This is a genomic window from Mycobacterium sp. D16R24, from assembly GCF_002013385.1.
Taxonomy (GTDB): domain Bacteria; phylum Actinomycetota; class Actinomycetes; order Mycobacteriales; family Mycobacteriaceae; genus Mycobacterium.
This window is the reverse complement of record NZ_MAEV01000027.1, coordinates 56833-80125: the sequence shown is the minus strand read 5'-3', so window position 1 is coordinate 80125 and position 23293 is coordinate 56833. Positions and strand designations below refer to the sequence as shown.

The window sequence follows — 23293 nt, the reverse complement described above, 5'->3', positions numbered from 1 at the left end:
AATGAAATCGACGGCACCACGCCGACAGCAGCCCGTCCTAGGACCGATTGCCGCCCGGTGTACGGGAGAGCACCGAAACAAAGGACACGCAACTGCCCGGACGACCACCGAGATTGTGTGTGAGGGCGGTATGCGGGTCGGACAGCTGCCGGGCTCCAGCTTCACCACGGAACTGCAGCCATACTTCGTACAGCATCCTCAGACCGCTGGCTCCGACAGGATGCCCGAACGACTTGAGCCCTCCGTCGGGATTCACGGGCAACCGACCTCCTGCATCAAACTCACCACTCAAGACGTCCTTCCAGGCATGGCCGCTTTCTGCAAAACCCAAGTCCTCCATCAGGACAATCTCAGTGGGCGTGAAGCAGTCATGAACCTCTGCCAGGGACAGCTGTTCGGCGGGCCGGTCGATGCCAGCCTGCGCATAAGCATCCTTGGCCGCCTTCACTACTTCGGGGAAGGTCGTGAAATCGAACTGCGGATCCATCGATCCGCGGGCGGAACCGGCAACCAGGGAAAGCGCGTCGACATACACCGGGGTGGCCGTGTATTCGTGTGCGCGGTCAGCGGGCACGATCAATGCGCATGCGGCACCGTCGGACACCCCCGAACAGTCAAAGACACCCAACCGGCCCGCCACTTTCGCGGCGCCATCGATGGTCTCGCGTGCCACGGATGATCGGAACTGCGCCTTGGGATTTCTGGTGCCATTGTCATGGTTCTTCCATGCGACATGAGTCATGGCCGCGCGCATCTCATCGGGGTGCACGCCGTGCCGCGCACAGTAGGCCGGGTCCAGAAGCGAGAAGGCCGCCGGAGCGGTCATCGAGATCTCCGGTGCCGTGCCGTCCCCGGGCGGGTCTTGCCGGAGCAGCCCCGAATAGCCGGAATCCTTGAGTTTCTCCACGCCCACAGCCATCACAACGTCATAGGCGCCCGCGGCCACCGCGTAGCAGGCATTGCGGAAGGCCTCCGACCCGGTTGCGCAGAAATTCTCGACGCGAGTGACGGGCTTGTCGTCACTGCCAATGGCACGACTGAGTGTCAGCCCGCCCAGCCCCGAGCTCAGCGTTCCCAGCCAATATGCATCCACATCGTCCTGTGTGACCCCCTGCGTGGAGTCAAGGCACTCACGGTATGCCTCCAAGATCAGGTCGTCAGTGGAGGCATCCCACCTCTCACCAAAGCGACTGCACCCCATAGCAACAATGGCCACCTTGCCGCCGATTCCGTTACTGGCCACGAGTTTGCACTGCCTTCCAGAAATAATCATGAATACCACCGACCGTGAAAAGACGCCGGAACGCAAAGCTCACACGAGTGCCCACTGCAAGCTCCGCGCTCTGCGCATCGGCGAGCTCCAGGGTGCATCGCCCGCCACCGTCGACATCGATGACCACCTGCACCATCGGCGGTGACGGAGAGAACGCCAATCGATCAACCGTGTACGTCACCACCGTGCCGCCCAGATATGCGGCCGGCGCCGCACTCATCTCGTCCGAGGACCCGCATGCACGGCACACCTGGACTGGTGGCAGATGCACGAAACCACATGCTCGGCAGCATGATCCGGAGAGTCCGAATTTCCAAGATCGACCACGCGCCGCCGGCGGTGCTGCCGCGCGGTCGGGCTCAGGGCGTCGTGGTAGCTCCGTCTCCACGAGGTTTCGTGAGGATAGGTAGGTCACATACGGCAAAATCATGCCTCCGGCGCGCTGATCGGACAACGGCACTCGTTGGCGGGCCTCGGGCAGGCGATCGGTCGCCTTCAGCACCACTGCGTCACATCCGTCGGTTGCCGACAGCACCAAAATCGTGTCCCCCGGTTGTGCGACGTCGAGCGCGCCACACAACCCGATGAGCGCATCCGACGAGCCGCTGAAGCCAATGGGCGAAGTAGCGACCGACTTCTGCCCCTTGACAAGGGTTGCCGCACGCTTCGACACTGCGGTGTTGGGGCAGGCGAGCACCACGTGATCGGCGTCGCCGACACCGGCGGCACTCAACGCACCTTCGGCGGCCGCCCGAATCAATGGAGCGTATCGCTCGAACCCGAAACGCTCCTCCCACTGAGCGCCGACAGCTGCCTGCGGATCGCGCCACCGATCCAAGAACTCCTCGGTAACCGAGTGCGAAGCAACATATTCCGCAATCGGATCGCCTTCGCCGAACAGCAGGGCAGCCGCCCCGTCACCGCCAAGCTTCTCATCGGCGGAACCGGGCCGCCCCACGCGCACGTCGGCCGCAACAGCCAATCCTCCGTGCCGGGCCGCCGTGGTCACCGCGGCAAAGGCGCTGCGGCCGGTACCACACATATCGACGGCAAATACGGTCGCAGGCAGGCCCAGGGCCGCATGGACGGCCGTGGCGTTGGTCTTGTCGGCGTATGCTGGTGTGCTGGTCACGAAGTAGACCGCCGCGGGTGTTGCCCCCTGCGGCACCACCGCCATGGCGGCCGCGACCGCCATGGTGGTGGAATCCTCATCATAGGAAGCGATTACGCGGTCACCTCGACGCAACCCGATGTCGTCACCACTGAGCCGATATCGAGGCAGGTAACTGGCATAAGAGAGCAGGCCCACGCTCATGACGCCCCCCGGAACACCGCAGCCAAACCCTGGCCTCCACCGATGCACATTGTCTCCAGCGCCAGACCTCCTCCGCTGCGCCGCAATTCGTGCAGCATCGTGGTGAGAATCCGCACGCCGGTGGCCCCAATCGGATGCCCGAGCGAAATGCCGGATCCATTCACGTTGAGACGGTCCTCGACGTCTTGAAGCTTCAGGCCCCAACCGGACAACACTGCGAGCACTTGAACCGCGAACGCCTCGTTGATCTCGATCAGATCGAAGTCATCAAAGGTGAGTTCTGCTTTCCTGAGCAGTTTTTCGACGGCCCCCACCGGACCGATGCCCATGCGCGAAGGCTCGCAGCCGACCGCCGCCCAGCCTTCGAGGTAGCCCATGGGCTCGAGCCCGAGCTCCTCGAGCCGCTCCTCTGCCACGACAAGGCACGCTGCCGCCGCATCGTTCTGTTGGCTGGAATTGCCAGCAGTGACAGTGCCGTCCGGAGAGATCGTGCGGAGTTTCGCCAGGCTCTCGATTGTCGTGTCCGGGCGTACACCCTCGTCGGCATCGAACAGAATGGGCGTACCGCGGCGCTGCGGCACTTCGACCGCAACTATCTCGCTGTTGAACACACCCGCGGTCTGAGCAGCGACGGCCCGCTGATGGCTGCGAGCGGCGAACGCATCCGCGGCGCCCCGGTCAATCCCGTAGTCAGCGGCCAGATTCTCCGCAGTCTCTATCATTCCGCTGATCGCTCCGAACCGCCAGATCGGCTGGGACAGCTCGCGACCTCGCTCCAACCGGTCGAAGAGCTTTTGATTGCCCGCACGTGACCCCCACCGTGCGGACGTGGTGTAGTACTCGATATTGCTCATGGATTCGACACCGCCGGCCAGCACCACGTCGGCAGCGCCGGTCTGAACCATCATCGCCGCGGTGATGACCGCCTGGAGTCCCCCTCCACAGCGGCGGTCGGTCTGCAGTCCGGGCACACCGATTGGCAGACCCGCGTGCAGCGCAGCCCACCGGCCGATGCATGGCGCTTCGGAGTTCGCATAAGACTGCGCGAAAGCGACATCTTCAATCAATTCTGGGTCGATACCGCTCGACGTCACAACGGCTTTGATGATGTGTGCGGCAAGATCCTCTGCTCGCAGCGCGCGCAGACTGCCCCCGAAAGCACCCACCGGGGTACGCAGAGGTGAAACGATTGCGGCTCGTCTCATGCTTCTCCTCGCCATCTGTGTGCCGACGGATCGAGCAGGCTGTCCAAGCCCGAGTCGGGAAGCCAGATAATCGTCTCCAGTTCGAGAGCGTCAAGAAACCGAACACGTCCGGTCCTGAGATCCTCCAGCCGAAGGCGTGGCGAGTTCCCTTGACTGTCAATGCTCACCGCCACTTCGGCGAATTCACTGCCTATCACCGGACCGATGCCGGGAATGGACACCGGTCCCTTACTGTCGAATTCAATTCCCATTCACCGCTCCGTCAGATCAGAAAGCCAAGGGTCGGCACCGGCTGATCGTTGTCGATCAGCACCACCTTCTTGTAGGACAAACACAGGTCGTCGCCCACCCGCCGAACCCGGTAGGTGGTACGCCCTCCCCACAGATGCGTGCCACGCGGACGTGCCTCCATCACAAGGAAATTGGCCTCAACTTCCAAGTCCAGACCCTCCTGGGGGTTGGCACGCATACCCAGGAATTCGATGTTCGAGATCAGGCGGCGCAATCGCGAAGGTGGCGCTTGCGCGTATCGCCGACCCGTTCTGGCCTGCTTCAGCCTGGTGGAGATGCGGCTGCGATTGTCGTAGATGATCGACATCTGTCGCAGCGGATCACCGGTGGCAGCAGGCACCCAATACAGCGCATCAGCGGTCCACAATGCCTCCCACGCGTCGTAGTCTGCCTCGTCGGCGTGGCGGGCCTCGCGGTAGAGGAACTGCCGAACCTCAGAGAGATCCACATTGTCCGGAATAGGCAGTAATTCCGTAGAAGTCGTTTGCGACGTCGGCATAGCTCCTAGTCCTTGTTCATCAGAGACTTGTAGTGAGTCCAGAATCCGCGCATACCGGTCTCATCCGTCGCCGATCCAATGGTGAACCCCTCGGCGTCCACAGACTCTCGGTTCAGCCCGCGTCGCACGTCAAGCCATTCTGGCGACAGTGAGGCGATGCCGTGCTGGTTGCGTTCATACATTTCCGTATCGTCGGCGAGCAACATGCCTGCTGGACCCACCGAGCCGACGCACTGAGACACCATCCGCCGGTTCAATTCCGGAGCACCGGCGAGCTGGACCGCCGTCGAATACTGCACGCATTCGTCGACGGCGACCGGTTGAATGTTGAACACCTGAATCTCGGCAATGAACAGATTAGGGAAGATCATCACATGCGGTGCGCCCTCGATGAGTATCTGCTCAGCCCGCTCCCCATGCAGCTTTCGTATCGCCGCCACATAGTCAGGCACCCTCGATTCGGTGGTGCCGAACCAACGCATGGGCTGAGCGAACTTGCGGAATTCTGGCCGCAGATCGTTCTCGCTGTGCCCCCCACCGAGATCTCGGGTGACGGCAGTTGACGAATCACTGTAGAGCGGGGCAATGGTGCTGCCGGTGACCCCGAATATCGATCCGTGCACAAACTGCGGATGATATCCATCAGTCTCGTTCTCCGCCAACAGTTTCCAGTTGGCGTGCGTGCGGTGCTGCAGCCAACCCGCGGTGAGCTCGACCCGCCCCTCGGGTGACAGACGGGTGAGGCGATCGATCTCTCCCGCAGCGGCGCCAAGATGCTCGATCAAACTAGGGCCTTCGGCGGCAAAGCTGCCGAAGACGAAGCCGCCATACGAATCCACGCGTGGAACCGTTCCCAGAGCCAGATCGAGCTTGCGGTCGCCGTACCCCTTGAAATACGGAAAACCAACGAGATCACCGGTATTACGGAATGTCCACCCGTGATACGGGCATCGGAATGTGCTCGAGTTGCCCTGATAGTCGTCACACACCTGGTTGCCGCGGTGCGCGCACCGGTTCAGCAGGAGACGAATCTCACCATCACGGTCACGTGCCATGATGATGTCCTGGGGCCCAAGCTTTTTCCGAACATAGTCGTTGGGTTCTGAAACCTCGCTCTCGTGCCCGACGAAGACCCATGTTCGGTACCAGATCTTCTCCAACTCTTCGGCGAAGATCGTCGGGTCTGTATAGAGAGCCCCGTGGACCTTGTCGGGCAGAATCAACTGGTCGTAGCGGCTGGATGTCCCCGGCGTGTGGGGCGCGATCGATGTCATGACTCAACTCCTGCTCGTTGACCGAATCCGGGACTACGCCCTTCACGGAAGGCGGCAACCCCCTCGGCGAAATCCTCACTGCCGAAAAGATTTGCCTGATAATCCGCTTCCCTATCGAGAACGTCGAACGGACTGAGCGAGGGCGCTACGGCAAGTAAAGTCTTGATGACGCCCAGCGCTTGCGCCGGCCTTTGGGTGAAGCGATCGGCGTCTTCTGTCGCTACCGTGAGAGACTCCCCGGAGTCGGCCAGCGCATCCACCAGCCCCCATTCAAAGGCCGTCGTCGCAATGACCGGCTCAGGCATCATCAGCATCTGACGGGCGCGTGCCAAACCAATCCTGCGCGGCAGTGAGACATATGCACCCATGTCACCGGCGAGCCCAACATTGGTGAATGTTGCCGCGAAGCGGGCATCACGCGCCGCGACCACCCGGTCACAGGCTGCGGCCAGTGCCGTACCCGCACCGAATGCGGCCCCTTCGACGGCCGCTATCACGGGCTTCGGCGTGTTCCAGATGGCTCGAATTACCCTCTGCGCCATCTGTGCCCGCTGCGCGGCCTCCTGCACTTCCATCACTTCCATGGTGGAAATGTCACCGCCGGAGCAAAAAACACTGCCGGCGCCGGTAAGTACGATGACGCGGATCGCCGCTTCGGCGTCGGCAGCTTCCAATGCCTCCGCAAGTTCCACGCGCAGCGGGATGTCGATGGCGTTGCGCCTTGTGGGCCTGTTCAAAGTGATGGTGCGGACGGCGCCTTCATCACGCGTGATGACGTTCACTAGCCAAACCTCGGCGACCGACGCTCGATCACAGCGCGCAGCCCTTCGAGGGCATCGGCTGTCCCGGATAGTTCGGAGACGATCCGCGCCTCTTCTGCCAGGCGCGCCTCCACCGGTGCGCCCAGGCCTGCCCAGACCAGCCGCTTGGTGGCTGAGAGCGCTTGCACGGGCAGCGCCCTGAGCTGTGTGGCAATGTCTTCGGTGCGCGCATTCAACGCGTCGTCATCGACCACCTCCGTGATCAGTCCGATACCTGCTGCTTCATCCGCACCCAAGGTCGGGTTGGTGAGCAGAATGCGCAACGCCTGCCGAAGCCCCACCAGCTGCGTCAGGGTCACTGATGAGCCGCCATCTGGCGCCATGCCCACCCGAACGGCGCCCGAGAAGAATTTCGCCGACCGGGCCGCCACGACGATGTCCGAGGCACAGACAAGCCCCAAGCCACCGCCGCCAGCCGCAAAACCTTGCACGGCGGTGACCACCGGAACTCTCAGTTGGATCAGCGCGGCCGTCGCGAGCTGAAGCCAGGCGGTGGCTTCCCGCAGATAGTCAGGCAACGCCGAGCCCTTTGATTCAAACGTGTGGATGTCGCCACCGGCGCAGAAGTTGCGGCCCGCTCCGGAGAGCAGCACCACCCGCACGGCGGGATCCGCGTGGCAGGCAAGCACCGCCTCATGCAGTGCCTTGAGCGTTTCAACGTTGAGCCCGTTCGATGTTTCGGGACGATTGAGCCGGATCCGGCCAATCCCCGCGGCGTCGACATCACTGACGACGGCTGCCTCAACTGTTGCGGTCATGCGCGAACCTCTCTGTGCTTGAAAGCCGCCACACTGTCACGGCCAACCGGGCCGCAGATGTGTTCCACGACGGCGTTTGTTTCGTCGGTTAGTGCCCGGCTCATCGAATAGGTCAGTCCTTCTCTGACCAAATGCTTGATTGTCATGACGGCGGCAGAGTTACGCTCCGCGAGCTTGACAAGAAATGCCTCGACATCGTCATCGAAACTTGTTGACGGGAAGGATCTGTACGCCAACCCACGTGCGACGGCATCCTTGCCAGAGAGTCGCTCTCCCGACAGCAGCATCGCCATGGCCATCTGCCTGCCGACGATCCGGGGGAGCCGAGCCGAACTGCCTCCTCCAGGGATCATGCCGAAGTTGATGTGATTGTCGGCGATTCTCGCGTCGTCATGGACTAACACGATGTCGGCGCACTGCATCAGTTCGAATCCCCCTGCCATGGCCACTCCCTCAACTGCGGCGACCACCGGCACCCGGGCGTTCTCGACGGCCTGACACGCACAGCGAAAGGCCGCGAACAGAGAGTGCAAAGCAGTCGGACCCTCAGCCTTCAATCGCTGCACCTCATCGAAATCTCCTCCAGCACAGAAGTTTCCGCCCGCTCCGCGAATAACCACCACCCGTACGTCAGGGTGATTGCCAGCGGCGCGAACGGCTTCTCCAAGTTGACGAGCGAATGAAACACTGATGGCATTCATCCGGTCGGGCCGGTTCAGCGTGATCCGCCCAATGGCGCCGTCGATCTCTTGGTCGATGTCGCTCACATGTACCTCCCGCCACCGACCTCGATCACCGAGCCGGTGATGTAACTCGAGAGTTCAGAGGCCAGAAACACTGCCGCGCCTGCCACTTCGGCGGGTTCACCCGCGCGCTTCATGGGAACTGCGGCTTCTCTCTCGGCGAAGACCTCTGGGGCCATGGCCGCGGTCATCGGCGTGCGGATCAAGCCCGGCTGGATGGCGTTGATCCGCACGTTGTAGTGGGCCACCTCTTTGGCGGCAGCCTTTGTCAGGCCGACGATGCCGGCTTTGGCAGCGCTGTAGTTGGTCTGGCCGGGGTTGCCAGACTTTCCCGATAGCGACGAGATATTCACGATGCTGCCGAATTTCTGTTCGCGCATCACAGTGGTGGCCTCACGGACACCCAACCAAGTTCCTCGTAGATGCACGGTGATCACGGCATCGAAATCCGCGACGGTCATCTTCCTCAATGACATATCCCGGGTGATACCAGCATTGTTGACGAACACATCCAGACGACCGTGCTTCAGGGCCGCACCCGAGACCAGTGAGCGCATCTGCTCTTCCGAGGTCACATCGCAGGCGACGCCCGAGCAGCTCCCATCCTGGCCGTTGATGTCGGCGGCCGCCCGCTGCGCCGCATCACCATCGAGATCGGCCAGTACAACCCTGGCGCCGTGATCATGCAGTACGCGAGCGATCTCCCGGCCGATGCCCTGGGCGGCACCGGTCACCACTGCAACCTTGTCGGCCAATAGCGGCTGCGTCATCGACTGGCAACTCCCGTCCGGTCAGGTGATAGACAAATTGAATATAAATTTCTAATCTAGGTTAAACCAACTTACCCTGTGGTCTCAACCACCTAGTCGGAAAGGTCGTCATGGATCTAGGACTGGCAGACGCCCGCGTGGTCGTGACGGGCGGTGCATCCAACATCGGGCGCGCGATCGTGCACGAGTTCGCCTCCGAAGGTGCACGAATCATGTTGAATGACATCGACGAACCTCAGGCCAACCGAGTCCAGGAGGAAGCCCTAGCACGGGGGGCAGCGGCCGTCGAGGTGTCGATCGCGGACCTCACCGTGCCCGGCGCCGCCGAGTCTGCCGTTGAGCGCGCACTCGAGTGTTGGGGCGGTATCGACGTGCTGGTCAACAACGCCGGGTGGAGTGTGCCCGGTTTTGTCGCAACCGATACCGACAGAGCCAAGTGGCAGCGCACCATCGAGATCAATCTCTTCAGCGCCATCGCGGCAACGCAAGCAGCAATTGGACCGATGAAGGACAACGGCGGTGGCGCGATCGTGTTCATCGCCAGTGAGGCCGCGTTCGGGCAGATCCGCCAAGCCATCTACGGTGCGTCGAAGGCAGCCATGGTCGCACTGGCCCGAACCACGGCTCGCGAGCACGGCCGACACGGGATCCGTTCGAACATCGTGTGTCCAGGCCTGGTGATACCGGACGGCCCTGATGCCGTCGGGCAGAGCAGCCTGTGGTCCGTAGGACAAGACAACGTCTTCAACGACAAGCAGATCGACTTCATGCTCAAAGACACCCCGATGCGCAGGCTCACAACCGCCGAGGACGTGGCGCGCGCCGTGCTCTGGTTCGCCTCCCCGTTGGCCTCGCGCCAAGTCACCGGCCAACTGATCTCGGTCAGCGGCGGGTACACCATGCCGTAATCCAGCCATTCCGGCACCAATCGATGGGAAACAGACATGATTTCGACGCCTGACAGAACCTCGACACTCGCTGGTACTCAATTGCCGCAACCGCTCTCGGACTTCTTCACAAGCTGGGGGGTGTCCTTCGACGAGCTGCTCGGCTCCTTCGATCTGCTCACCGACCGGTGCCAGTGGATTCAACGCCCCATCCCCACGCTGACCGGGCCGCACGCAGCGCGCCGCTTCCTTCGGCTTGCACATCGAATCCTGGGCCTGACGACTATTAATGTCGACATTCTGCGGACCTCGGTCAACGAACACGCCATATTCGTTGAGCGGATTGACCACCTGCGGCGCGCCGACGGCAGCACTATTGTGTCAGCGCCCGTTGTGGGGATCATCGAATTCGTCGACGGACGGATCATCCACTGGCGTGAGTACTTCGACAGCCTTGAATTCGCCGGCCGCGCGATACAAACCGGCACAGTGCGCGGTGCCGGAGGTCTCGTACGACGTGTCACCCCGCCGCGGAAGTGATGCTCGGCAACGTACCCATCCGAGCTCGTCGACGATCAATTGATCTGCGCATCAAGAAATCCGACTCACTTCCTAGGCCAGTGCCCGCCAACGCCACCCGCGGGCCGTCACAGTTTCAGCCTCTCGCCGGTTCCTAGCGTGGCCATTGGATGAATGGGTGGGGCAATGAGGTTCTGTTCGGTGTGCGTTCGGTGGTTGCGGTTTATCAATGCTCCAGCTTTTCAGGACGACACGGCGGACGCCGCACTCAGCGGTAGCACGGACCGCCGCCCGGCGGGCTACAGGATGCCGGGCCCAGCTCCCGCCAGCTCTGATCTGTCCAGGATGCCGACAGCCACGTCTTGGTGGGCTCGATGACGAATCGAAGGGGGCCGCGTTCGCAGTAGGTACGGCCATCCGGCGTTACCGCACAAGTCGTTCCTTCGTGGGTGATCTTGCTGCGCGGCGGCAGCGGCTGCTGACCTTGCGCCGCAGGGAATCTGGCCGCCACCGACCAGTCGTAGTGCACGGCGCGATCCCCGTCAATCCAGCCGATGTGACTGACTCCAGGTGGAGCTCCTGGGATGTCACCCACACAACCGAAACTGCCCAGGCCCCAGATGCCGCAATTTTGACCGGTCGAAGCCGTGAACCACACGCCACCGGGCTGCACGAAGGTGCCGGCATCCAGCTGGTCGTAATAGCGGATGTCGGGATACGGATTCACGGCCGCATCCGCGGGCGGCGGGTCTGTGTGCGCCGTCGCGGCGCCGCCCAGGGCCACCACCACAGAACTCGCTGCCGCTATCGCGCAGTGCAGAGGATTCATTGCCTATCTCTCCATCTCCAGCATTCACTCTGAATGATGTTGTACTGCTATGTGATACGTCGAGTGATGCCGTAGCACGTTGCGTTGCCCAAATCCAGGGTGTTTTGGCAGATGACTTTTCCCTGGTAGATGATCCGTACGGTCACCCACTTACTGGGGGCGGCGCGCGTGTGCCAGTCGGCGCGGATCTGGCTGCCTTCCGGTGGTGCGCCCCGCGCGCTGCTCACCACCGCGTCCATTCGCCACGGGAGCGGCACATCCTCAATCAGGCTCCGATTGGCAGTGCCCTGGTATTCGATACTGGCACTGTGGATATCGTCGGAGACGACTTCGTAGGTGACCAGGTCCTCTGCCCGCGCCACACTCGGATGAATCAGCGTCAACATGCAGGTCATACCCGCAGCAGCAACTGCCGTCACAATGGATCTCATCATGCCCCCGCCAGGACAACAACTATAAGGGTGAAGCCTGACTGCTCCTCATACAAAAGGCTGGAGCCGAACTCTGTGTAGGAGCAGTCCGGGATATCGTTACGGCCCTCCAGAAGTACGCCTTTCAGCGCGTCAGCCTCATTGTGCCCTGCTCCCTGCAACGAGGTGACCTTGCTGCCTGCAATGCCAAGGTCCTTGGCGATCGCCATGGGATGCGGCTCGTCGGCCGGCACGTTCTCGGCAGTGTGGTTGAGGAAGGCGTAGGTGGAACGGTTGACGATATCGGCCGCGCGTTCCACAGTCGGGTTGTGTTGCAGCGGGCCACACGGTGCCGCGCTACGTGCCGAGGACACCGCCTGCTCGACTACGGGAGCACGGTCAGCCACCGCCGCCGGCGCGAACAGAACACTCACCAGCGGCAACGCCACTGCAACACCTGTTACAGCATTCATCGCCCTCAGGCATCTCACCGAAGGTAGCCCCGCCATGAGCACATTCATCTCCTCGTTTTCTGTGGTGGCAGCGGTCTCAGCCGCACACGTGCGAACGGTGAATCTTGCTTCCCCAGTGCAGCATCCGCTGATACGACGGCCCGGTGAACCACGTTGGCTGACGGGCCTTGATGCCGTTGCCGACATTGGACATCTGCTGCCACAGACCGAAGAACGCTTCGCCCTGATATATAGGGAAATAGACGTCTCCGGCACGGTCACTGCTTTGAGTGAGCGCCTGCGCGCGTGGGGTCAAGAAGTCCAGTGACTGGTCGATATTGGCGGTGACAATATCGGTATTCCGCTGGACCTCGTCAGCACCGAAGTTGCCGTTGTTGCGTATCACAAGGTCGTTGAGCCCCTCGATCTGCCGCTTAAGGTCCTTGTATTGCGCGTTGTACCACTGGCACATCTCCCGCTCAGCGTTGATATCGGCGTCGGTGACCTCGCGGCGCAGCTGGTCATACGGGAAAGGAAATATCGGCTGCCAGTTGCTGGGCGAGGGTGCCACCATCGGGAGTCGTTGCGGGCGATCGTAGTGTGCAACCGGATCGTACGGCTCACGGTTACCATCGGGATCTGCACCCGCAGAACCGCTCACGGCCAACGCGCACATGAACAACGCGACTGCGCCAGCCATCGCCAAGACACTATGAAGGCGAAGCGAACTATGCCGCAGCTTCTTCAACATCGATATCTCCACCGCTGTGCACCTCTACTTGCCCAACGCGGAGTCGATACCGCCCACGTCGGTGATCTGCCAGTTGTTATTGCTGTCGATCGTGATGCTGTACGTGGCGGTCGACTGCAGGCCCTCGGGGGTTTGCATCGTCTTCGTCAACACGCTGACGAACGAGTCGACTACATAGACCCCACCGGCGTTCGATCGTGTCTTCGTGGCCAGTGGTTTGGCTGTCGATTTCCACTGCATCGGGGTCAGCACCTGTTCCATGGAGTCGGCCGCCTTCCCCAGCTTCTCCTTCAGTTCTGGCGACGTCCCCTTGACCAGCTTGACTTTCCACGCGTTGAAATCCTGGTAGTCCATCTCCGCGGCATGCACCGCGTAATCGGCTGCAATGCCCTCGGCCTGCTCACTGTAGCCCGCTTGCCTGGTCGCAGTATCCAACTGGCCCTGCGCATCCGCGTACAGCCATCCCAGCACCCCGGCTGCAACAGCCAACAGACATATCACCGCCGCCACAACCACAGTGCGCAGGGAAAATGTCATCTGCCGGCGTACCTTAGACGAATCTCGATCCGAATCTTCGGATTTCGACTTTGAGTCGGCGTTCTCGGACGCCGCCCCGTCGTCGTCACCCACCACTTCTTCAACCAAGTCTTCTGTGTCGATCGCAGTCATCGAACTTCCTCTCTACAGGTGGTCAGGGCGCATCCCCGGCCTAACGATCGGGGATGCGGACATGCAGTGTGATCGCGCCCTCCTCCGGTATGCCAGACAGTGCGTTCGACAGAATTTGTGCGGTGTCAAAGTTCATCAACGCGCCACCGATACCTTGGAATTGCGGCAACAGAGCCTGCGTGATGACCTTGATATCAGGCCCCCTAGTATCCAAGAAATTCTGTATACGAACCAGAAAATTTCCAAAGAGCTTGATATTTTTGGGATTATCCCAAGCAATGGTGTTCATCATTCCCATGAAGATGTGGGATATGTTGGGGCCAGCGTCCCTGAGTGGCTGATCCGTCGCCGCAAGTGTAGGTCCGACCCAGCCCGCGTTCTGCAGCAGAACTTGGAAGTTGTCGAGTACTTCTCGTCCCTTTCCATTCATGCCCGCCACCATGTTTCGCGACAGCAGACTTGCCCGCGACAGGTTCGGCAGCACTTGCCCAGGGTCGGGCAGACCTGCATCAGCCTCGTTGAGGATCCGTTTGAGTTGTCCGGGGTCCATCTGGTTGAGCACTCGCACCACCGTGGTGGCCAACTGCGAAATCGACGGTGGCACAATGACCAATTCCGCTGCAATGTGCTGGCCATCAGTCAACATCGGCCCCTGATCGGTGCGTGGCAGAAATCCGACATACGTCTCCCCGAGGGCCGACAGGTTGTCCAGCCGCACATCACTGTCGACAGGGACACGCTGATCGGCGTCCACGTAGAAGCGGATGTTCGCATCGCTCAACGATGCCGAGACACCGGTGACCTTACCGATCGGTACACCTCGCAAGAGGACACTCGAGCCGACCACAAGACCTTTGACATCGGGAACTGCCATCGAGAGATTGATGCGGTGCTCGGGCGGGCCAGCGTGCAGACCGAAGGATCCGATGTATACCGCAGCGACCGCAATGATCGCCGCGAATGCCCCGAACGATAAGACATTCTTCGTCGTCCTCATGGCGTCGCTCCCAAGATCCGCAGTACGTCCTGCACGTTGTTGACCATTTCTCGGCCATCGGGTCCGGTGATGGACGTGATGTTGATCGCCGGGTTCTTGTCCACTGGAAAGAAGTCCTCCAGGAACAGTTTTCGCCACTTGGGCGCCTCAGCTTCGACATCCCATTTAGTCTGCTGCACCGCGCCCACCGCGTCGGCGAGCGAGTTGAGCAACGGAACCAACCAGAACCCGCCACTGTAGATGCTTCCGATCGAGGGCAATACCGTGCCGATGTAGCCCCCGGTGATGGTCGCCCGGTCGAAACCCGTCATACCTGCCGGCGAGAACCAGTACCGATACACATCAAGGTTGCGATGCACGACGTCCACGGTGCCCGATACTCCGTCAAGCCACGTATCGACGGTGTCTATACCGTTGGACAAGTCCGACAGATCGGTTGTGACCTGACTGACCATTGCTCGCAAGTCTTCTCGTTTTCCCGGCGTGACGTTGTTGATGCCGATGATGGTGTTCTGCGCACGCTGGACCGCACCGCTGCCCGCGAAGTTCGCAAGGTTGGCAAGCGTGTCCTCCAGTTGAGGTGGAGATGTCGTCTGCGCCAAAGGAATTCTGCCCCCAGCACCCACCGTCGCCACATCGGCCGCAGTCGGACGTTCCATGGACAGATAGGTGTCTCCGAGCACGGTGGATTGCTGCAGCGTGGCGCGCGCATTCGCCGGCACTGACACCGACGAATCGATCTGCGACGTGACATCGACATGATCGTTTCTCAAATCTATGCGTGTCACAGTGCCAACTGCGGTGCCGTCCATGACCACCTTCGCGCGGTCGGGCAGGTTCAGGACATTCGCAAATTCCAGCACAATCTCGTAGCTCTCCGCGGAGCCGCGGCCAGGTTGGGGCAGCGAGTTCACCGATATCGAGGCGCATGACGAAACCAGCGTGACCATTGCGAGGCTCACTGCCAGGAATATGCTGCGGTTCATCTGCGGCTCGCTTCCTGGAGCACGTACTGCAGCAGCGCAACATCGACCGCGTAGGGCTGGCCGTTCACATCGGCGCAGCTGCCCGGCATCGATGCATTCATCATGCCGCACAAGGCAAGTCCGTTGTGTGTCGGGACCCGGAACAGAGGTGGCCGATACGCGATGTTGAAAATATCGAAGTGCTTGTTGTTGTCACGATTCGCCATACCGTTGATCCACCAGGGCACTCCGTCGAACAGGCCGGCCAGAGCGTTCGCGTGCGGGGCCACCTTCCTGACCGCGGCACTCACGGAATCCAACGTGATCTGTGTTTCGTCCCCCAGTCTGGTCTCCAATACGGCAACCGTCTCAATCAGCGGGCCCAACGTTCCATACCCGAACGGGCCAGCAAGTCGCGAAGCACCATTGATGGCGTCCACCAGATCGGGGGTGGTGGTCGGCATGTCTTGAAGAATCTCTTTCATCGGCCCCCGCATTTCCTTCAAGGCAGTGGTGAGCTGTGCGGTGTTCTGGACGATGGAGCCAATATCGCTGACTGCTTGATCAGGGCTGTCAAGCAGGGCCGACGACACCGACAGCAGATCTCCTGCACGCCGGCCGTTATTGTGCGCCAACTGATCCAGCCCACGAACGGTGTCGGCGACATTGGCCGATCCGCTGGAGTTGATGGCATTGAGGAAGGTGTCCGCCGACCCGATCACCTCCGACAGCGATTTCGGCGACATCGAGCGAGCCAGCGGGATACACCCGCCCCGTTCCAGCCGTGGGCCATCGGAGTAGTTGCCCACCAGTTCGAGGGACCGGTCGGCCAGGATCGTGGGCGAGCGGATGACCGCTTTGACGCTGTCGGGCAGTTCGCGCTGCTCGGTGACCGAGAAGTCAACTCGGACATGCATCGGGGCCGACCGGATCTCGGTGATCTTGCCAATGGGATAACCCATCTGGGTGACAGGGTTACCGATATACAGTCCGACGGTGTCGGGCATGAATGCGCAATAGGAAGCGTCCTGGCGACTCGCGGGCGCGCAGGACGAACCGATACCCATCACCGTTACGGCCATGACGACAGTGATGCCGGAACGAAGAATATGGTCAGCGATACGTGTGGCCATCAGCAGGGGCTCCCCGGCATCGGGATGCACAGGTCGGTGGCGAGCAGTTCCGGACGGGCGTTCTGCGCATCCAGAACCCGTTCGATCTTGTTGCGTACGCTGCGCAGGCGGGGCACCAGCCGGCTGTTGTTGTCCACCCACCGGCGGACGCGGTTCTGCCATTCACGCACCCGCTGGATGAACTCCTCGCGGTGGTTCACCCAGAACTTGCCAAACGGCTCCAGGAATGCCTCACCGATATCGCCCATGCCGCCGAGCGCACCCGCGAATCCCTTGCCGTAGAGAACAAGAGTCTGCTCGAACACCGAAATCTTCGAGACCAGCTCTCTGAGTTTGCCTCGGTAGTTCGCCAACGATTCGATGTATTCGTCAGAGAGATTGAGGATCTCGGAGATCTGGCCGCGTTGTCTGTCAATGGTGGATGTGAGCGCGTTGCCGGCATCGATGGCAGCGGTCAGGGTGTCCACGTTGGTCCCGTTAAGACCGGCTTGAATCTGATCCAGCGATTCGCGGATCGGCTTCGCGTTGATGCGCTCAGTGATCTTTGTCGAGTCAGCCAACGTTTTCATCAAGTTGTAGGGCATGGTCACCCGCTCTATCGGTATGGCCTTCGATCCCAAGGGTTTATCGCCAAGAGACACCAGGTTCACGTAGTACCCCCCGACCACGGTGAGCATCCGCACCTGGATCTGTGACTGGTCTCCAACGAATGCATCGTCGTTCACAGTCGCACGAACTTTCACCTGATTCTGCTCGATTGCAAGGCTTTCCACCTTTCCTATCGTGATGCCCGCGATGCGCACGCCGTCACCGGGCTTCACCGCCGCGGCGTCGTCCGTGAGGAAGACGACTGCTCGCTGCCCGGGCGGCCGTACATAGACGGCAGCAGCTGTAAGTGCCAGTGCACCTACCAGCGCCAGCACCGCCACACCCCAGAACATTTCACTTCTCAGCATCTTCATCGGTTGCACAGAATCACCCGCTGTCCATTGAGTAACACGTCCATGGATTGAGGCAGCTGCGCCCGCCCCCGTGAACAGGGCAGCGGCGTCCCCGGTTCAGCGGGAGGTTCAACGTTATCCCAGAACACCGGCACGCGTTTGAACGCATCACTGTTGTCATCGAACACGGTGATCGCGCGGTCGATGCCTTTGTCCATGTCTGCCTTGCCCGGCACAAAACCGGCGTTGTGCAGCAGCCGCACCGCAGCGGCGGTGAATCCGGGCCCATACAGTTCCGACTTCCGGAATTCGTCCATCACCGAGATTGCCGCATCGATCGGCCTGTTCATCCAGTCCAACACTTGCACAAGATCTTTGGAATGACCGCCGAAAACATCGGCGATCGCCGACAGGTTGTTCATCAATGTCGCGATCACCTGTTGGCGATCAGCGACGAACTCTGTCAGCTTGTGAATGCTCTCGAGCATCGGCCCCAGGCCTCCGCCGTCACCCTGAAAGAACGACGCAGCGTTCTCGGTGAACGTGTCGATATCGTTGGGGCTCAAGGTCGCAAGAACGGGCTGAAGACCATTGAACAGTGTCGTGATGTCGAAGGACGGCTGCGTCATGCTCAACGGAATATGAGCCACCGGATCCGTCCCGGACGCCTGTTCAGTAGGATTGGACACATCGAGGTAGCGCAACCCAGTCAATGCCTGATACTTGATGGCCAACCGTGTAGCCGGCACCACCGTATAGCGCCTGTCCAGGCTCAGATCGACCTCCGCGAGGCTCTGACCTCCTCGGCGCACCAACCGCAACTCCTTGACCTTGCCCACCCGCACCCCGCGGACGCGGACGTCAGCGTCGATATGCAGACCTGAGACGTCAGTAAACTCTGCTGTGTAGGAACGTGTTTCGGCAGCAACCGGCTGCTGCAACACATTGACTATCAATACAAGAACCAGCACGCCAAACACGCTGGCCGCCGTGAAGCGCCACAACGCAGCTCTAGGCTTGATCACGGTGTGCCCCCCATCGCCAGCACCGGCGCCTGCACACCCGGAATCTGATCGAGTACGAGGTGCACCTGCAGTGCCCGCTGCTCCGGCGACCCTCCGTACAGTTTTTCAAAACGAGAACGCAATTCCCCCATCATGTCGTTGATGCCCACCGGCGTGACCAGCCCGGGGACCGTGTCGCTGATGGTCTGAACCAGGTTCACCGCCGGAAGCAGATCACTAGTGTGGGAGGACAACACCTTGCCCAGAGCGCCAAAGAATGAGTTAGCAAGCACATCCAACGTTGCCCGCGACCGGTTCTCCCAGAAATCCTCGGTGTGTGGTTGTCCTGGCTCCGGGACAACATCTTGTCCAGGCATGGCATCCTTTCCGGACACATTGAACGTCACAAATCCAGAACCTTGGTTAAAGCCATATCCCGCAGTTGTCGCAGCATCGACGAATCCAGGGAACGCCACGCTGATCCCGGTGGCGTTCCTCATCAGTTGGTCAGTGCTGACCCTCTGCACCGCCGCCACCGACTCCGAAGTGGTGACCATCGTTTCGATCAACGGGTTGAGGCCATCGGTGTACTGCGTGGCCCGGTTCATCACATCAACCAGCTGAGGTGTCACAACCCCACCGGTGATCTCCCCCATACGGGACAGCAACGCCTGGAGTGTGAAGTTTCCGCTCGGTGTCGTGGTGATCTGCGTGCCATTGCGCAACGGTTGCCCGCCCTGCCCCGCAGTCAGATTGATACCGGTGACACCAAAGTAGTTGGCTGGCCGGAAGTCCACTCCCAGTGTGTCAGTGAGCCCTGCGGTGGGAGCGGACTCGAGATCGGCATTGAGCCGAACCGTGCCGTTGGCGAGGCTCGCCACCGACGTCACCTTTCCCACTGTCACACCGTGCATCACCAGCGGCGAACCGACGGAGACTCCCTGTCCGACGTAGGGCATGTCCATGACGACCGAAAGTCGGTTAACTTGTTTATCAGCGAATGGATTGAAGAATATGAGCAGAGCTGCCACGGCGAAGCACAGCATCACCGACAGCCCAATGATGGTCAGCCTGCGTGCCTCGGCTTCGGCCGACATTCGGAATAACAGCACTGCTCTCCTACCCTCTGAACACGAACTGTGGCCGCAGGCCCCACAGCATGATCGTGGTTGCCAAGTCCAAAACCATGATCGTCACCAGACTGGATCGAATGGCGCGGCCCGACGCCTCGCCGACACCCACCGGCCCACCGGAGGCGAAATAGCCGTAATAGCAATGGATCACCGTCACCGCGGTGCAATACACCGTCGCCTTCAGCAGCGATGCTCCGATATCGGCGGGGGTCAGAAACTGAACAAAATAGTGGTTATAGGTGCCCGCCGGCTGATGATAGAAGGTTCGGATCACGATGTCGCATGTCAGAAAGCTCACTACCAGGGTCAGCAAGAATCCCGGTATCACGCACATCAACCCGCCAACGAGTCTGGTACCGACCACGAACGGTATCGACCGCAAGCCCATCGCCTCGGTGGCATCAATCTCGTCGGCAATCCGCATCGAGCCAATCTCGGCAGTCATGCGGCACCCAGCCTGTGAAGCGAAGGCAACCCCAGCCACTAGCGGCGCCATTTCTCGAACATTGCCCCATCCGCTGATGATCGAGGACAGTGCTCCCAACCCAATGAGGTCCAGCGTTGCGAAGGCCTCGATAGCGACGATCGCCCCCACCGTGACACCCAGAATTGCCAGCACACTGATCGAACCACCGTCGACGATGAGCGATCCTCGACCCCAAGCCAGGTTGTTCATCACCTGCAGCGTTTCCCGGCGGTAGCGGCGCACCGTGATGGGCAGCAGCCAAAAGGTCTGCCCAATGAACGCCGCCCATTGCCCTGCCGCCCGAAACGGCTCGCGCAGAAATCTCACGGCCTTCGACACGGTGCTGAAATATGTTGAGGGAACCGCGCTTCGATGTGACTTGGTCGTCATCACGCCACCGCCATCGGGAAGAACATCGTCTGCAGCTGGGTCACCGCAAGATTGACAACAATGATGAAAATGACGTTCAGCACCACCGATGCGTTCACCGCATCGGCCACACCCCGCGGTCCACCCTTGGCTTCCATACCGCGCTGGGCAGAAATCACCGCCACGATCGCTGCGAAAAGAAAGCCCTTCCCCATGGTGAACCAGAGATCAATCAACTTCGCAAACGACCCAAACGACAGCCAGAAACTACCCGGCGTCACGTCGTTCACCAGGGTGGCAATGAGGAATGCGGCGCCCACCCCCATCGCGATGACAATCACCACCAAGATCGGGGTGATCAGCAACAACGCCAGGAAGCGCGGCACCACCAACCGCCGCACCGGATCAATCCCCAACGCCCGCAGCGCATCCAGCTCCTCGCGAATCGCCCGAGCCCCAAAGTCCGATGCGATCGCCGCCGCCGCCGCGCCACCCATCAATAGACCCGCGGTCACCGGCGCACCCTGCCTGAGCACAGCCACACCTGTCACCGAACCCACCAGTGAGTTGGCTCCGACCTCGTTGACAAGGCCGGAAATCTGCACGGCTACCATCGCACCGAAGGGAATCGCCATCAGCACCGCCGGCAGCGCCGTCACCTTGAGCAGGGACCACGCCTGCACAATGAGCTCGCCGAACGCCAACCGCAACGTCAGCGTGTCAATCACCGCATATCTGAACACCGATGCCGCGAGAATCGCCGCGCGCCCCGCCGTACCTGCGCTGCGTGTTGGAATGGACACAACCTTCGAGACGGCCTTCGTTCCTGCGGCGACGGCCCTAGCCGGGATGGCCCGCACCCCATCGCGTTGCGTCTTGTTGTCGACAACACGACGACGGTCTTCGCTTCCGTCGTCAGGATTCACAGGAAGCGAGGAGCTATCCCACACATTCTCATCATCGGAGACGCAGGCACGCCCGCCGACTCGAGTTGATTCGTCGAGCCCTTGTTCGATGCGCCTCGTCAAGATCCAACCTCCGAACGGCACACCAGCGCCATCCGTTGGCGGCAACACGCGGCCGAGGCCTGGAGCGGGAGAACACAATCGTCATACATTGTCATAGCGGCAGACCCATACCAACGCTCTGCGCTATGGCTGAGATGTTGATAGTCAAAACCTTCTCCTCTTGACACCAGACCGCACGACCGCCCGCCGATCGGCCAGTCCGTCCTGGACATCATGGACCATCCGACACCCGCCCGGGCCGATTTATGAAAATTGATTCAAAAAAATTGGTTAATCGCGATCACCGCCCGAAATCCGGCCGGTCACCTCCCTGAACAATCGACCCACTGGCCGACATATCCCGTTGTTAAGCTCAATTCAACAAACATCTGGAGTATCGCCGTGCACCACAACCTCGTATCGTGCGGCTATTTATCGGACGTTCGAAATATCGATATCGCGGTCCGACACGCGCACCAGACACGCCGTCCGTGACTCCGTACGAACGCCCGAGCGCGATCCACATCCCGAGCCCGCCAGCCCACCCGCGCACTCATCTCTGCGTCCTCTAACGACGCCCACCAAAGTCCGAGGGCAGGCCCATGACGGGACTGCCCTCGGAGTCTTCCCTGACCGCTTCCTCAAAGCCTCAGTGAAACAGCCACGTACATGGCTACTTTGCGTTCACGTCAACGATTTCCGATGAACGAAGTGGTGGCCCCCTGCGGAGCAGCCAGGCCGAGCAGCTTGGCCAGCAACTGACTAGCCGGATTGCTCAGAGCCATCGGCGCATCCGCGGGCAGCAGTCCCGCAGCGATCATCATGTGTGCGGCGCGCACCATGATCGCCGAGAGCTTCGTGGCGGCAAGAACCTCGTAGTAGTCAAGATTCTCGGGTGCATGGCCGGTCACCGACTCGTAATAAGCGACTGTGGCAGCGCGGTCGGGGACACCTTCGGGAAGCGGCAGCCCAATGCCCTCGGTGTGGTGCCTCATCAGGAACAGCCACCACCCCAAATCAACCTCGGGACTGGCTAACGTCACCATCTCCCAGTCAAGCACAGCCGACGCACTGAGATCCTCGGCAAAGAGGATGTTACCGACCCGAGCGTCACCCCAATTGAGCACCTTCTTGCCCTCACTGGCTGGCCGGTTGGCCAACAACCAGTCGAATGCACGCTCAATGGTTGGATTGGGCTCACCCTCGGACGCCCAATCAAAGGTCTTTCGCCAGTTGACAATCTGCGCATCGAGCCCGCTGTGGTTGGCATCGGTGTCCAGGAAGTCCAGACCCAACGAATTCCAGTCCACGGCGTGAATCCTGGCTAGAACGTCGATACTGTTCTGCCACATCAGCTTCCGCTGTTCTGATGTCAGATCCAGAACCCAGCCGCCCGCCGTGAACGGAGGGTCGTCGGAAGGCACACGGCCGTCGACGCGAGACATCACCAGGAAGGGTGAACCAAAGACAGTCAAATCCGTTTCATAGAAGTAGATCTCAGGAACGGGCACGGTGGAGTGCTCATGCAGTGCGCTGATCACGCGCGCTTCCTTGCCGAGGTCATATGAGGGGAACACACCGGGACCATCCGGCTGCACGCGCGCGACCATCGCCCGCGTCTGCCGCTGCCCATCGTGTTGCCACGCGGCACTGAACAGCACCGTCTCATTGGAAAGACCGGCAGATGCGGGCGCCAGCAGGTCTGTCACCTCAACCTGCTGGGCGCCATCGATTTTCGATTCGAGCCACGCGGCCAGCCGAACAGCTGCGGCATCCGTGTCGATCTGATTCTGCAACGCCATGTGTTTCTCT

26 protein-coding genes are annotated in these 23293 nt (G+C 60.9%); 2 read left to right on the top strand and 24 right to left on the bottom strand.

The features are described 5' to 3' along the window. Positions 1 to 37: 37 nt before the first annotated feature. Genes B4383_RS21740 through fabG form a run of 10 tightly spaced genes read right to left on the bottom strand, consistent with a single transcriptional unit; the run spans position 38 to position 8949 of the window. The gene (locus tag B4383_RS21740; protein ID WP_078293264.1) at positions 38 to 1243 is read right to left on the bottom strand and encodes an acetyl-CoA acetyltransferase; all 1206 of its coding nucleotides are present in this window, start codon (positions 1241 to 1243) and stop codon (positions 38 to 40) included. Continuing rightward, a complete protein-coding gene (locus tag B4383_RS21735) occupies positions 1233 to 2588 on the bottom strand; it encodes an OB-fold domain-containing protein (RefSeq protein WP_078293263.1) in 1356 nt (451 codons plus the stop codon). Before B4383_RS21735 ends, B4383_RS21740 begins: the two co-directional genes overlap by 11 nt. Beyond that, entirely contained in the window at positions 2585 to 3793 is a 1209-nt protein-coding gene (locus B4383_RS21730; protein WP_078293262.1) for an acetyl-CoA C-acetyltransferase, read from the bottom strand. Before B4383_RS21730 ends, B4383_RS21735 begins: the two co-directional genes overlap by 4 nt. Next, positions 3790 to 4044 carry a hypothetical protein gene (locus B4383_RS21725; RefSeq protein WP_078293261.1) on the bottom strand — a complete coding sequence of 85 codons (255 nt, stop codon included), beginning with the start codon at positions 4042 to 4044 and terminating at the stop codon, positions 3790 to 3792. The genes B4383_RS21730 and B4383_RS21725 overlap by 4 nt, the downstream gene beginning before the upstream one ends. A gap of 11 nt (positions 4045 to 4055) precedes the next feature. Continuing rightward, positions 4056 to 4583 carry an aromatic-ring-hydroxylating dioxygenase subunit beta gene (locus B4383_RS21720; protein WP_078293260.1) on the bottom strand — a complete coding sequence of 176 codons (528 nt, stop codon included), beginning with the start codon at positions 4581 to 4583 and terminating at the stop codon, positions 4056 to 4058. Positions 4584 to 4588: 5 nt separating this feature from the next. After that, complete coding sequence (locus tag B4383_RS21715) at positions 4589 to 5857, bottom strand: aromatic ring-hydroxylating dioxygenase subunit alpha (protein WP_078293259.1); 1269 nt, start codon at positions 5855 to 5857, stop codon at positions 4589 to 4591. Beyond that, positions 5854 to 6639 carry an enoyl-CoA hydratase-related protein gene (locus B4383_RS21710; protein WP_078293258.1) on the bottom strand — a complete coding sequence of 262 codons (786 nt, stop codon included), beginning with the start codon at positions 6637 to 6639 and terminating at the stop codon, positions 5854 to 5856. The genes B4383_RS21715 and B4383_RS21710 overlap by 4 nt, the downstream gene beginning before the upstream one ends. Beyond that, positions 6639 to 7436 (bottom strand): enoyl-CoA hydratase-related protein, encoded by a 798-nt coding sequence (locus tag B4383_RS21705; RefSeq protein WP_078293257.1) that lies wholly within the window; start codon positions 7434 to 7436, stop codon positions 6639 to 6641. The genes B4383_RS21710 and B4383_RS21705 overlap by 1 nt, the downstream gene beginning before the upstream one ends. Next, positions 7433 to 8203: an enoyl-CoA hydratase/isomerase family protein gene (locus tag B4383_RS21700; RefSeq protein ID WP_078293256.1), complete on the bottom strand. Its 771-nt coding sequence runs from the start codon at positions 8201 to 8203 to the stop codon at positions 7433 to 7435. Before B4383_RS21700 ends, B4383_RS21705 begins: the two co-directional genes overlap by 4 nt. Next, a complete protein-coding gene (gene fabG / locus B4383_RS21695; protein WP_078293255.1) occupies positions 8200 to 8949 on the bottom strand; it encodes a 3-oxoacyl-ACP reductase FabG in 750 nt (249 codons plus the stop codon). The genes B4383_RS21700 and fabG overlap by 4 nt, the downstream gene beginning before the upstream one ends. A 110-nt stretch (positions 8950 to 9059) precedes the next feature. Between fabG and B4383_RS21690 the strand changes: the two genes are divergently transcribed. Together B4383_RS21690 and B4383_RS21685 are read left to right on the top strand one after the other, a co-directional pair. Then, a complete protein-coding gene (locus tag B4383_RS21690) occupies positions 9060 to 9857 on the top strand; it encodes an SDR family oxidoreductase (protein ID WP_078293254.1) in 798 nt (265 codons plus the stop codon). 36 nt (positions 9858 to 9893) lie between these two features. Then, the gene (locus B4383_RS21685) at positions 9894 to 10376 is read left to right on the top strand and encodes a limonene-1,2-epoxide hydrolase family protein (protein ID WP_078293253.1); all 483 of its coding nucleotides are present in this window, start codon (positions 9894 to 9896) and stop codon (positions 10374 to 10376) included. Positions 10377 to 10623: 247 nt separating this feature from the next. Here B4383_RS21685 and B4383_RS21680 read toward each other — a convergent pair whose 3' ends face one another. From B4383_RS21680 to B4383_RS21615, 14 genes are all read right to left on the bottom strand, one after another. Continuing rightward, on the bottom strand, positions 10624 to 11184 hold the full coding sequence (locus tag B4383_RS21680; protein WP_078293252.1) for a hypothetical protein: 561 nt from the start codon (positions 11182 to 11184) through the stop codon (positions 10624 to 10626). Between the two features lie 47 nt (positions 11185 to 11231). Next, positions 11232 to 11579 carry a hypothetical protein gene (locus B4383_RS21675; protein ID WP_078293251.1) on the bottom strand — a complete coding sequence of 116 codons (348 nt, stop codon included), beginning with the start codon at positions 11577 to 11579 and terminating at the stop codon, positions 11232 to 11234. A gap of 35 nt (positions 11580 to 11614) precedes the next feature. Beyond that, complete coding sequence (locus tag B4383_RS21670; protein ID WP_078293250.1) at positions 11615 to 12067, bottom strand: hypothetical protein; 453 nt, start codon at positions 12065 to 12067, stop codon at positions 11615 to 11617. 76 nt (positions 12068 to 12143) lie between these two features. Continuing rightward, complete coding sequence (locus B4383_RS21665) at positions 12144 to 12746, bottom strand: hypothetical protein (protein WP_078293319.1); 603 nt, start codon at positions 12744 to 12746, stop codon at positions 12144 to 12146. Between the two features lie 75 nt (positions 12747 to 12821). Continuing rightward, positions 12822 to 13466 carry a hypothetical protein gene (locus B4383_RS21660; protein WP_078293249.1) on the bottom strand — a complete coding sequence of 215 codons (645 nt, stop codon included), beginning with the start codon at positions 13464 to 13466 and terminating at the stop codon, positions 12822 to 12824. Between the two features lie 40 nt (positions 13467 to 13506). Beyond that, complete coding sequence (locus B4383_RS21655; protein ID WP_078293248.1) at positions 13507 to 14463, bottom strand: MlaD family protein; 957 nt, start codon at positions 14461 to 14463, stop codon at positions 13507 to 13509. After that, positions 14460 to 15449, bottom strand: a complete 990-nt coding sequence (locus B4383_RS21650; RefSeq protein WP_078293247.1) for an MlaD family protein — start codon at positions 15447 to 15449, stop codon at positions 14460 to 14462. Before B4383_RS21650 ends, B4383_RS21655 begins: the two co-directional genes overlap by 4 nt. Then, positions 15446 to 16561 carry an MlaD family protein gene (locus B4383_RS21645; protein ID WP_078293316.1) on the bottom strand — a complete coding sequence of 372 codons (1116 nt, stop codon included), beginning with the start codon at positions 16559 to 16561 and terminating at the stop codon, positions 15446 to 15448. Before B4383_RS21645 ends, B4383_RS21650 begins: the two co-directional genes overlap by 4 nt. After that, positions 16561 to 17523: an MlaD family protein gene (locus tag B4383_RS21640; protein ID WP_078293246.1), complete on the bottom strand. Its 963-nt coding sequence runs from the start codon at positions 17521 to 17523 to the stop codon at positions 16561 to 16563. The genes B4383_RS21645 and B4383_RS21640 overlap by 1 nt, the downstream gene beginning before the upstream one ends. Beyond that, on the bottom strand, positions 17520 to 18527 hold the full coding sequence (locus tag B4383_RS21635; protein ID WP_078293245.1) for an MlaD family protein: 1008 nt from the start codon (positions 18525 to 18527) through the stop codon (positions 17520 to 17522). Before B4383_RS21635 ends, B4383_RS21640 begins: the two co-directional genes overlap by 4 nt. Further along, the gene (locus tag B4383_RS21630) at positions 18524 to 19618 is read right to left on the bottom strand and encodes an MlaD family protein (protein ID WP_286144075.1); all 1095 of its coding nucleotides are present in this window, start codon (positions 19616 to 19618) and stop codon (positions 18524 to 18526) included. The genes B4383_RS21635 and B4383_RS21630 overlap by 4 nt, the downstream gene beginning before the upstream one ends. 7 nt (positions 19619 to 19625) lie before the next feature. Continuing rightward, positions 19626 to 20495: an ABC transporter permease gene (locus B4383_RS21625; RefSeq protein ID WP_078293243.1), complete on the bottom strand. Its 870-nt coding sequence runs from the start codon at positions 20493 to 20495 to the stop codon at positions 19626 to 19628. Further along, positions 20495 to 21523 (bottom strand): ABC transporter permease, encoded by a 1029-nt coding sequence (locus B4383_RS21620; RefSeq protein WP_139360964.1) that lies wholly within the window; start codon positions 21521 to 21523, stop codon positions 20495 to 20497. The genes B4383_RS21625 and B4383_RS21620 overlap by 1 nt, the downstream gene beginning before the upstream one ends. A 647-nt stretch (positions 21524 to 22170) precedes the next feature. After that, positions 22171 to 23283 (bottom strand): phosphotransferase family protein, encoded by a 1113-nt coding sequence (locus tag B4383_RS21615; RefSeq protein ID WP_078293241.1) that lies wholly within the window; start codon positions 23281 to 23283, stop codon positions 22171 to 22173. Between the last annotated feature and the right edge of the window lie 10 nt (positions 23284 to 23293).

What these genes read in the sequence shown, in the direction of transcription:
- B4383_RS21680 (WP_078293252.1), bottom strand. Translation starts at nt 11,184, where the DNA reads ATGAATCCTCTGCACTGCGCGATAGCGGCAGCGAGTTCTGTGGTGGTG.
- B4383_RS21670 (WP_078293250.1), bottom strand. Translation starts at nt 12,067, where the DNA reads ATGAATGCTGTAACAGGTGTTGCAGTGGCGTTGCCGCTGGTGAGTGTT.
- B4383_RS21615 (WP_078293241.1), bottom strand. Translation starts at nt 23,283, where the DNA reads ATGGCGTTGCAGAATCAGATCGACACGGATGCCGCAGCTGTTCGGCTG.
- B4383_RS21725 (WP_078293261.1), bottom strand. Translation starts at nt 4,044, where the DNA reads ATGGGAATTGAATTCGACAGTAAGGGACCGGTGTCCATTCCCGGCATC.
- B4383_RS21660 (WP_078293249.1), bottom strand. Translation starts at nt 13,466, where the DNA reads ATGACTGCGATCGACACAGAAGACTTGGTTGAAGAAGTGGTGGGTGAC.
- B4383_RS21685 (WP_078293253.1), top strand. Translation starts at nt 9,894, where the DNA reads ATGATTTCGACGCCTGACAGAACCTCGACACTCGCTGGTACTCAATTG.
- B4383_RS21675 (WP_078293251.1), bottom strand. Translation starts at nt 11,579, where the DNA reads ATGACCTGCATGTTGACGCTGATTCATCCGAGTGTGGCGCGGGCAGAG.
- B4383_RS21640 (WP_078293246.1), bottom strand. Translation starts at nt 17,523, where the DNA reads ATGAAGATGCTGAGAAGTGAAATGTTCTGGGGTGTGGCGGTGCTGGCG.
- B4383_RS21655 (WP_078293248.1), bottom strand. Translation starts at nt 14,463, where the DNA reads ATGAGGACGACGAAGAATGTCTTATCGTTCGGGGCATTCGCGGCGATC.
- B4383_RS21690 (WP_078293254.1), top strand. Translation starts at nt 9,060, where the DNA reads ATGGATCTAGGACTGGCAGACGCCCGCGTGGTCGTGACGGGCGGTGCA.
- B4383_RS21720 (WP_078293260.1), bottom strand. Translation starts at nt 4,583, where the DNA reads ATGCCGACGTCGCAAACGACTTCTACGGAATTACTGCCTATTCCGGAC.
- B4383_RS21625 (WP_078293243.1), bottom strand. Translation starts at nt 20,495, where the DNA reads ATGACGACCAAGTCACATCGAAGCGCGGTTCCCTCAACATATTTCAGC.
- B4383_RS21650 (WP_078293247.1), bottom strand. Translation starts at nt 15,449, where the DNA reads ATGAACCGCAGCATATTCCTGGCAGTGAGCCTCGCAATGGTCACGCTG.
- fabG (WP_078293255.1), bottom strand. Translation starts at nt 8,949, where the DNA reads ATGACGCAGCCGCTATTGGCCGACAAGGTTGCAGTGGTGACCGGTGCC.
- B4383_RS21715 (WP_078293259.1), bottom strand. Translation starts at nt 5,857, where the DNA reads ATGACATCGATCGCGCCCCACACGCCGGGGACATCCAGCCGCTACGAC.
- B4383_RS21735 (WP_078293263.1), bottom strand. Translation starts at nt 2,588, where the DNA reads ATGAGCGTGGGCCTGCTCTCTTATGCCAGTTACCTGCCTCGATATCGG.
- B4383_RS21730 (WP_078293262.1), bottom strand. Translation starts at nt 3,793, where the DNA reads ATGAGACGAGCCGCAATCGTTTCACCTCTGCGTACCCCGGTGGGTGCT.
- B4383_RS21645 (WP_078293316.1), bottom strand. Translation starts at nt 16,561, where the DNA reads ATGGCCACACGTATCGCTGACCATATTCTTCGTTCCGGCATCACTGTC.
- B4383_RS21705 (WP_078293257.1), bottom strand. Translation starts at nt 7,436, where the DNA reads ATGACCGCAACAGTTGAGGCAGCCGTCGTCAGTGATGTCGACGCCGCG.
- B4383_RS21665 (WP_078293319.1), bottom strand. Translation starts at nt 12,746, where the DNA reads ATGGCTGGCGCAGTCGCGTTGTTCATGTGCGCGTTGGCCGTGAGCGGT.